1 protein-coding gene is annotated in these 1,178 nt (G+C 66.3%); it reads right to left on the bottom strand.

Annotation, left to right across the window (positions count from 1 at the left end; genetic code table 11):
* Positions 1-1,178: AMP-binding protein (locus tag APM_RS17970; RefSeq protein ID WP_007424822.1), on the bottom strand; the 1,178-nt coding region annotated here is incomplete at both ends.

The raw sequence follows: 1,178 nt of genomic DNA, 5'->3' as shown, positions 1-1,178 counted from the left end.
ACGTATTTCTGGATCTTGCCGGTCGAGGTCTTCGGCAACTCGCTGAACACGATGCGCTTCGGCGCCTTGAAATGGGCCATGTTCTGCCGGCAGAAGGCGATGATCTCCTCGGCCGTGGCCGTCATGTCCGGCCGCAGCACGACGAAGGCACACGGCACTTCGCCCCATTTCTCGTCCGGCGCGGCCACGACCGCCGCTTCCAGGACCGCCGGATGGCGATAGAGCACGGTCTCGATCTCGATCGTCGAGATGTTTTCCCCGCCGGAAATGATGATGTCCTTCGAGCGGTCCTTGAGCTCGATGTAGCCGTCGGGGTGCATCACGCCGAGATCGCCGGTCGCGAACCAGCCGCCGGCGAAGGATTTTTCCGTCGCGGCCGCATCCTTCAGGTAGCCCATCATCACGATGTTGCCGCGCAGGAACACCTCGCCCATCGTCGTCCCGTCCGCCGGCACCGGCGCGCGGGTGGCCGGATCGGCGACCATCGCCCCTTCCTCGACCGCATAGGTCACGCCCTGTCTTGCCCGCAGCGCCGCGCGCTCCGCCGCCGGGCGGCCGTTCCAGTCCTCCTGCCAGGCGCAATAGGTCACCGGGCCGTAGGTTTCGGTCAGCCCGTAGACATGGGTGAGATCGACACCGAGCCCTTCCATCGCCTCGATCACGGCGGCAGGCGGCGGCGCGCCGGCGGTCATCATCGCGACGCCGCGCCCGGCATAGACCGCCCGCTGCGGTTCCGGCGCGTTGATCATCATGTTCATGATCACCGGTGCGCCGCAGAGATGTGTCACCCCATGCCGCTCCACGGCGGCGGCGATACTCGCCGCGTCGATCCGCCGCAGGCAGACATGCGTTCCCGCCAGCGCGGTGATGGTCCAGGGGAAGCACCAGCCGTTGCAGTGGAACATCGGCAGCGTCCAGAGATAGACCGGATGCTGGCGCATGTTCCAGGTGATGGCGTTGCCGAGCCCGTTCAGATAGGCGCCGCGATGATGATAGACGACGCCCTTGGGCTTGCCCGTGGTGCCCGAGGTGTAGTTGAGCGCGATGGCCGACCATTCGTCATCGGGGAAGCACCAGTCGAAATCCGCCGTGCCGGTGGCGAGGAAATCCTCGTAATCCATTGCTCCCAGCCGGGCGCCGCCTGGGCCCTCGGGATCGTCGATATCGATCACCGGAGG

The organism is Acidiphilium sp. PM, assembly GCF_000219295.1.
GTDB classification, from domain to species: Bacteria; Pseudomonadota; Alphaproteobacteria; order Acetobacterales; family Acetobacteraceae; genus Acidiphilium; species Acidiphilium multivorum.
This window is presented reverse-complemented; position numbering and strand designations above follow the sequence as displayed.